Annotated in this window: 4 protein-coding genes and 2 pseudogenes; 3 read left to right on the top strand and 3 right to left on the bottom strand. The window is 68.9% G+C overall.

Annotated features, from left to right (window positions below; translation table 11 throughout):
* Window positions 1–336: pseudogene (locus ACGFU6_RS30345) on the top strand (transposase); the annotation flags it as partial.
* Between the two features lie 8 nt (window positions 337–344).
* Here ACGFU6_RS30345 and ACGFU6_RS30340 read toward each other — a convergent pair.
* Window positions 345–1,673, bottom strand: coding sequence for a hydrogenase expression protein HypA (locus ACGFU6_RS30340; RefSeq protein WP_393615506.1), 1,329 nt, complete (start codon window positions 1,671–1,673; stop codon window positions 345–347).
* Between the two features lie 1,525 nt (window positions 1,674–3,198).
* Here ACGFU6_RS30340 and ACGFU6_RS30335 point away from each other — a divergent pair.
* Window positions 3,199–4,116, top strand: coding sequence for a serine protease (locus tag ACGFU6_RS30335; protein ID WP_393615505.1), 918 nt, complete (start codon window positions 3,199–3,201; stop codon window positions 4,114–4,116).
* Between the two features lie 552 nt (window positions 4,117–4,668).
* On the opposite strand, the gene ACGFU6_RS30330 is transcribed toward ACGFU6_RS30335, so the two are convergent.
* Window positions 4,669–6,102, bottom strand: a complete 1,434-nt coding sequence (locus tag ACGFU6_RS30330) for a M1 family metallopeptidase (protein WP_393615503.1) — start codon at window positions 6,100–6,102, stop codon at window positions 4,669–4,671.
* A gap of 37 nt (window positions 6,103–6,139) precedes the next feature.
* Entirely contained in the window at window positions 6,140–7,027 is an 888-nt protein-coding gene (locus ACGFU6_RS30325; RefSeq protein WP_393615502.1) for a M20/M25/M40 family metallo-hydrolase, read from the bottom strand.
* A 155-nt stretch (window positions 7,028–7,182) separates the two neighbouring features.
* Here ACGFU6_RS30325 and ACGFU6_RS30320 point away from each other — a divergent pair.
* Window positions 7,183–7,530: pseudogene (locus ACGFU6_RS30320) on the top strand (IS701 family transposase); the annotation flags it as partial.
* Between the last annotated feature and the right edge of the window lie 22 nt (window positions 7,531–7,552).

Genomic DNA, 7,552 nt, shown 5'->3' with positions numbered 1-7,552 from the left:
ACCCCCGAAGCCGCCGACCGCTGGACCTGGCTGATCCTCGCCGTCTTCACCCAGCTCAGACTCGCCCGCCCGCTGGCGGCCGACCTCCGGCGGCCTTGGGAGAAACCAAGCCCGCCCGACAGACTCACCCCAGCACGCGTCCGCCGCGCTTTTCGGCACCTCCGCCCACAGACCACCTGTCCCGCCGGAGCACCAAAACCCTCCCACCCCGGACCGGGACGGCCACCCGGCCGCAAGAACACCCACCCCACCCCACGCCACGACGTGCACACCGTCGGCAAGTCAGGCACGAGACAGAAGAAGTCAACGACCCCACGACCACGCCGCACAGGTTAAAGATCAAGCTAGACCGTGAGCCTCACGGCCTCGAACCAGTGGTCGTTTGCGGTGGTGCCGACGAACATGTACTCGGGGCGCTTGTTCTTGCAGACCTGTGGGCCCCAGCCACCGCCGCCCATCTTGGCCGTGTGGCAGACGGAGCCGTTGCCGATGTTCATGGCGAAGCCCGTCAGGAACGGGGCGCCCTTCTTCGAGCTGCCGATGTAGTTGTTCTTGCCGTCCGCGACGACGGCCGTCCAGTTCGGGGCCCATTTGGAATTGCCGCTTGTCGAACCCGGGTCGTGCAGCAAGGCGTTGGCGGAGGAACCTTCGACGTTCCACACCGCGATGTTGAGGGCCGTGATCTTCTTGCCCTGGTCCGTCGTGCCGGTGATGGTCCCGTCGCACACGGGCTGCTGCCAGCCGCGCTCCGCCACGAAAGCCCGATAGCAGATGTGTCGCCCTCGGGGGTCGTTCTTCGCGAGGCTGTTCATCGCGCTGGCGGCCGTCCCCGGCGGTGCTTTCGCCGTCACAGTGGCCGTGGGCCGGGTCGCGGGCGCCTTCGGGGGCGGTGGCGGGGCGATCGCCGCCTTGAGGGTCGGCGTGGCGGACGGCCTCACCGTCTCTTTCTTCTTCTCCTTCTTTTTCTTCTCACTCGGTGTCACGGAGGGCTTCGGCGACTCGCTGGTGTAGGTCTCCGGGGCCACAGGGCGTTCGCTGTCCAGAACCGTGCCGGCCGCGTTCTGCGTCTGCTCCTTCTCGGGCTTGCGGTCGTCCTGGCCGGCCACGAGGAACGGCACCGAGATCAGTACCGCACCGGCGATCGCCGCCGCGGCCAGCATCGGCTTCTTCAGCCGGCCGTTGGGCGGTACGTCGTCCGCGTGCGTGCCCGCGCCGCCGCCGCCGTCTCCCGCCGCCGCCGCTGCCGCAGCGGCGGGCGGGGATCCCCCGACGGTGCGGGTGGTGGCGGGCGCTGCGGCCGGGTCAGGGTCCGGGTCCGGTTCAGCAAACGCGGACGATGCCGACGTCGCCGAAGCGGCTCCGGCTTCCGCGGAGGTGGTCGACGTCGCCTCGGAGGGTTCCTCCGCCGCCGGCTCCGGGGTGCCGCCGGCCCGCGCGGCGCCGATGGCCGAAGCCGTACCGGCGGCGCCCTCGCCACCCGCCTGTTCCCCGGTCTCGTTCTGGTTGCCGGCGGACTCGGGGGCCTCGTGCCCGGAGCGCTCGCTCTCCCCGCTCCCGCTCGACGGGCTGTGGGCGCCCGCATCCGGGCCGGCCGCCGGGGAGGAGGTGTCCTTGCTGTTGCGCGATCCGCCCGGCATCAGGGCGTCGCCGGGGTCCCCGGCCGTACCTCGCATCGGAACCGCCCGGCGGACAGACACGGGGGAACTCGCGGACGGGCCGGCTGCCCCGGAGGCGTCTGCGGATGCGTCCGGCCGCGACGGTATGTGGCTGGAAGGATCATGCTCGCGTGCCATGCGGTTCCTTACTCAAGTCTCGGTTGGGGCTCATGTCGCGACCCGGCACCCACGGCACCCGCCCATGACTGGACTTCATCAGATCCGGCGGTTCAGGGGAGCGAAGTGCCGGGCGGAGCAAACGACTTCGCAGGAGGCAAAACCCATCGACAGGCGACCGACAGGGCAGTGCACCGGGCGTGCGCCGGCGTGCGGTGGCGCGAGGTGCGCCCGAACGGTCCGGTTCCGGAACGACCGTACAGGAACCGCGTGGACCATGGTCGGCCGATCGGGCTCAAGGACATTCAACGATATCGGTGTTGCCGCAGCTTCACGTTTACGGCGGCAGACCAACCTGATCCGAAGCGGCACAGCACGTCCAACTCGCGTTTCCCGAAACCGGCTTGGAAACGACCAGTGAGTCATGGCTGATGTGACTGGCATGGCGTCGGCGCAAATCCTCGCAATGGAACCGGCGGGGACGAGGGCGGGAGTGCGGCAGGGCCGGCACCTTCCACGTGAGAGGTCCGTCGTTGCCTCCGGGCCCAGTGCCTTCGACCGGCAATGGCGGGAGGCAGGAGTCATGCCCGGGTAGCCACGGACCGGGGCAGCGGCCCTCATGTCCGGTGGGTCGTGGCCGCGCGCCGTCTCGGGGTGTCCTGTCGCCCGCCCGGGGCGCCGGTTGCGGGCAGATGGCACGCCGAACCGATCATCTCGGACCGAGGCGCTGTTCGATGCCGAGCGGATTATGCTGCACGCGAGTTGGATCAGTTCGAGGGGGCCGCTGCCGCAGCAGCGGGGCACGGAGAACTCCGAACAGCTCGGACTCGTCCTGAACCGCGCGGCGGCCACCGGCGAGCCCCTCGCCGGTCCGGACTTCCCTCCGAGCCCATTTCATCCCCCGGGGCATGACTCCGGCGTCGACTGCCTCGCCCGTCGGCACGACCTGGCCGTCGACCTCCTGACGGACGGCCGAAGTGACGAAGCGATTGCCGTGTTCGGGCAGGTGGCCGAGGCGCGCATGCAGAGGTGTGTCCGGCTGTCGAGGACGAGGTCCGCGAGGGCCTCGCCCGGGAGTCGGCGCCGGTGGAGATGCCGTACGCGGCCCAGCCGCGGCGGACGTTGCGCGGGTACATGGGGCGGAAGTGCTACTAGGGTTCGCACCTGTCGAGGACGCGGTCGGGTCACGTGATCTACGAGTTGCAACCGGAGTTGGCGCGCCTGTTATACGCCTGCTGGAGACCGGAGTGCTGGCCGCTCCGGATGGCCTTCTCGGCGGTGCCGGACAGGGCACTTGTCAACAGTGCGAAAAGCGTCAGGGGGGAGCGCTGGGGTAGCGGGCTCGTTGTCGGTGCACGGACAATGCCTCGACTCTTTGCTGTCCGGGGTGCCGGTCGGCTCCCGGCCCTACCCGAGAGGATCCATCATGCGCAAGCCTCTCCTCGCCACTCTGACCACGCTCACCCTCGGCACAGCTGCCCTGGCCGGAACCACGGCCACGGCCACCGCCGTCCCATCCGGGGGCGGCCAGGCGGCCTCCGCCGTCGCGACGCCGGGCACGCAACCAGATAGTGGAACGGCGATCCCCGCAGGAGCTCGGGCCGCCTCCTTCGCCGGCACGGTCGCACTCAGTAACTGTTCGGGCTCCCTGGTCCGTATGCCCAACTCGCAGCCGGCGGACCCCGCACTGGTCATGACGAACGGTCACTGCCTCGAAACCGGCTTTCCCAGTGCAGGCCAGGTCATCACCGGCAAGTCCTCGACCCGCAGCTTCACGCTGCTCAACGCCTCGGCCGGCAGTGCCGGAACGCTCAAGGCGAACGAGGTCGTTTACTCGACGATGACCGACACCGACGTGACGCTCTACCGGCTGACCAAGACGTACGCCCAGATTCAGCAATCCAGCGGGATTGCCCCGCTGACGCTGTCCTCCGCCCACCCGGTGCAGGGCCACGCGGTCAACGTGGTCTCCGGCTATTGGAAAAAGGTCTACTCCTGCTCGGTCGACGGGTTCGCGTACCGTCTGAAGGAGGGCCAGTGGACGTGGAAGGACGCCGTCCGCTACACCCCGGAGTGCCAGGTGATCGGCGGCACTTCAGGCTCTCCCGTCATCGACACGATGACGGGAGAGATCACGGCGATCAACAACACCACGAACGAGAGCGGCGGGCAATGCACCCTCGACAACCCCTGCGAGGTGAACGAACAGGGCGCCGTCACCGTCCGCAAGGGCATTGGCTACGCCGAGGAGACGTACGGCATCCCGGCGTGTTTCACCACGGGCAACAAACTCAACCTGGCGGCAGCGGGGTGCGCACTGCCGAAACCGGCAGGGACACGGTGACCTGAAAGCCTTCACCGCAGGCTCGACCAGGGCAAGCACGTCACCCGCTCCTGCCTCTCATGGTCACGGGCCTCGGACGCTTCAAGAAGCCGTTTCCGGCTATGCGGCATGCCCATTGGCAGTGGCGAAGGGCGGCGATGTTGGTCTGGCCGTCCTGCTGGAAGGCGCTGACCTTCAGGGTTTCGCAGAGAGATCATGCGCGGGGCGGGCTGTCGAGAATCTCATGCACCCTGTACAGGTTCGAGGGGGAGGGACTCACCTGCTGCCTGACGACCTCGGGTCTTCCTGAAGGCGAGCTTGTGCGCTTCGGTGAAGCCGGCGCAGGAGGTGCCGTGAGCGTCAGCGGCCTGTGGGTCCGATAACCGTGCCACCGTCGCACCAGGATGCCCGAGTACGTCCCGGCCGTCGCCTCCCGCCGGCTCGGATCGACCAGGTCATCGCCCGTCCCGCGACCGTCGACCACGTCCGTACGCTGCGAGGCACCGGCAGCTACCACCTGCCCGTCGCCGCCTCGGTCACCCTGCGCCGACCGGCACTCTGCGGCAGGGCAGATCACCGAAGGCGGCCGAGGCTTCCGGGGTACAGGTACCTCCGTTCCGGGACGGTGGTGCCGTGTACCCAGGCGCCGAAGAATCCGGTGAGGTCCGGCCGCCCGGAAACCTTCTTCGCGAGTGCTTCGAACTGGGGCCAGGTGGCGTTGCCGTAACGGTGCTCCTTCTGCCACTGCCGGAGGGTCCCGAAGAAGTCGGCGTCCCCGATGGTCCGCCGCAGGGCGTGCATCATCATCGACCCCTTGTCGTACAGTGCCGGGTCCAGCTCCTTGCCCTGGCCCGGGTCGTAGAGCTTCACGTTCCAGAAGCCGGGGTCCTGTTCGCTCTGCTCCACCATGCCCGCGTAGAAGCCGGTGTCGAGGTCGGCGCCGCCCTTCTCGTCCCACAGCTGGTTGGTGTACTGGGCGACGCACTCGGCGATGCAGCCGTCACGCCAGTCCGAGAAGGAGACGCTGTCGCCGAACCACTGATGGGCGTACTCGTGCACCATCGAGGCATCGAACATCACTCCGCTGTACGTCGGACGGCTCTGCGTCTCCAGCGCGAGGGGGCCGTTGCCGCCCCCTTCGGCTTCGCCGTTGATGACGATGCCGCCGGCCGAGGAGAAGGGGTACGGGCCGAACTTCGAGGCCAGGAAGCCGATGATCTCCGGGAGCAGCGCCTCGGACTCCGGGTCGATCACGGCGCCGGGGCTGTAGGCGTTGATGACCGGGGTGCCATCGGCGAGTTTCGACGTGCGAACCGTGAACTTGTCGATGGCGAGGGTACTGAGGTAGGTGGCGAGTGGCTTGTCCTCGTACCAGCGGAAGGTCTTTCTGCCGTTGGCCGGGGAGGTGGTCGGGCCGGGGCGGCCGTTGCCGATCACGGTCCATGTGTCGGGGACCGTCGCGGTGAGCCGGAAGGTCGCCTTGTCGGACGGGTGGTCGTTGGCGGGGTACCAGGCGGTGGCGGAGTGCGGCTCGCCGGTCACACTCGCTCCGCCGTTGGTGAGCCGGTGCCAGCTCTCGCCGACGGGCTTGCCGGAGTAGCGGACGCGGACGGCGAACTTCGTGCCCTTGGCGATCCGGCCGGCCGGGGTGATGACCAGTTCGTGTGCCCCGCTGCGGGTGAAGCTCCTGACGGGGACACCGTCGACAGTGACCGAGCCGACCTGGAAGCCCTCCAGGTCGAGATGGAAGCGGTCGAGTCCGCCGGTGGCCATGGCGGTGACGGTGGTGTCGCCGTCCAGGTGGTCGGGGCGGGCCGGGTCATAGGCCACACGGACGTCGTAGTGGGAGACGTCGTATCCAGGGTTGCCGTCGTCGGGGAAGTACGGGTCCCCCACACCGGACCCGCCGCCGGTTCGGGCCGCGGAGGGCGCGACGGTCAGCAGCACGCTGCCTGCCAGGAAGCCCACCACCGTGGGGTATCGGTGCCGTTTCGTCGTACTGCGCATATGTCCTGCTCCTGACCGTGGGGGCCGTGGTCGGTGATCAGCGGGTGGCGAGCTGCCAGGTCACGCCGAGAACGGCGTTCGTACTGACGGTCTCGGTCCCGGGGTCCACGTTCTCGATGCGGTCGCATGCGTCGTGGAGGCAGTCGCCGACGCCGGTGGTGAAGCCGGAGACCGGGATTCCGGCATCGCCGAACGACTCGTGGTCCGAGCCGCCGATGCCGATGTCGAAGGTGGGCAGCCCCTTGGCCGCGAAGTACCCCTCGAACGCGTCCGTGGCCCTGGCGTCGTCGTGGACGACGAACCACTGCTGCACGTGCCTGGAGCCGGTCATGTCGAAGTTGAGATAGACGTCGATCTTCTTGCGCCCGGCGGCGGAGAGCTTGCGCACGTAGTCCTTGGAGCCGATCAGGCCCTGCTCCTCCGCTCCCCACCACGCGAACCGCAGATGCCGCTTCGGCGCGACTCCCGCCCGCGACATGGCGACGGCGGTGGCGAGCACGGCGGCCGAGCCGGAGCCGTTGTCGTTCATACCGGGGCCGGCCTCGACGCTGTCGAGATGCGCGCCGACGAGCACGGTGTGGTCCGGGTCGCCCCCGGGCCAGTCGGCGATGAGGTTGTGTCCAAGGACGCCGTCGTGCGTGAAGGGCCGCAGGCTGGTGCGGAAGCCCGCCTTGTCCAGCACGCCCTTCACGTACGCCAGCGACTGCTGGAAGCCCTTGGTGCCGTGGGCGCGGTTGCCTCCGGTGCGGTCCGCGATCGACTGCAGCGCCCGCAGGTGCGGCATGACCTGTTCCGTGGTGACGACGGGTATCCGCGGCGTCTTCGGCACGGCAGGTTCGGCCGACGCCGCGGCGGGGACGGCGACCAGTGCCGTACACAGGCCGAGTACCGCGGCCGTGCGCCGCATGCGGCTGAATATCTCCATGCGTGACTCTCTCCTTGAAGGCGATGCGGGATCTTCCGGCGCGGAGCCGGAGGAAGAGAGTCGCTGGGTGATGTCAGGGGAATGTCAGAAACCTGTGGCCGCGCTGTGGTCGTCATCCATTGTCACGGCTCTCTGCCCCCGCGCGTTGTAATCGAAGCGGATCCGGATGGCGGGTGGAGGAGACCTTCCTGAGTGAGAAAGGGCTGGCCGGGCCCGAAGAGCACCAGGTCCGCCACTACCCCTCCTGGACCCGTTGGGTCACCCTCGCCATGCTCGCCCACGCCTTCCTCGCCGCCGTCCGTGCCAACGAGCGCACCCGCCATCCCGGACCTGCCGACCTGGTCCCGCTGTCCTGCAACGAGATCCAGCGCCTGTTCATCACGCTCGTCGTCCAGCCGGTCCACGACGCAGCCCACCGGCTCGGCTGGTCCGACTGGCGCCGCCGCCACCAAGCCCGGTCCCGCACCAGCCATTGCCGGCGACGGGCCGCATCCCAGACATGAAGATCACGATCTACAGCTGGCG

Origin of the sequence: Streptomyces sp. NPDC048462 (assembly GCF_043200175.1) — a bacterium.
Classification (GTDB): Bacteria; Actinomycetota; Actinomycetes; order Streptomycetales; family Streptomycetaceae; genus Streptomyces.
This window is presented reverse-complemented; position numbering and strand designations above follow the sequence as displayed.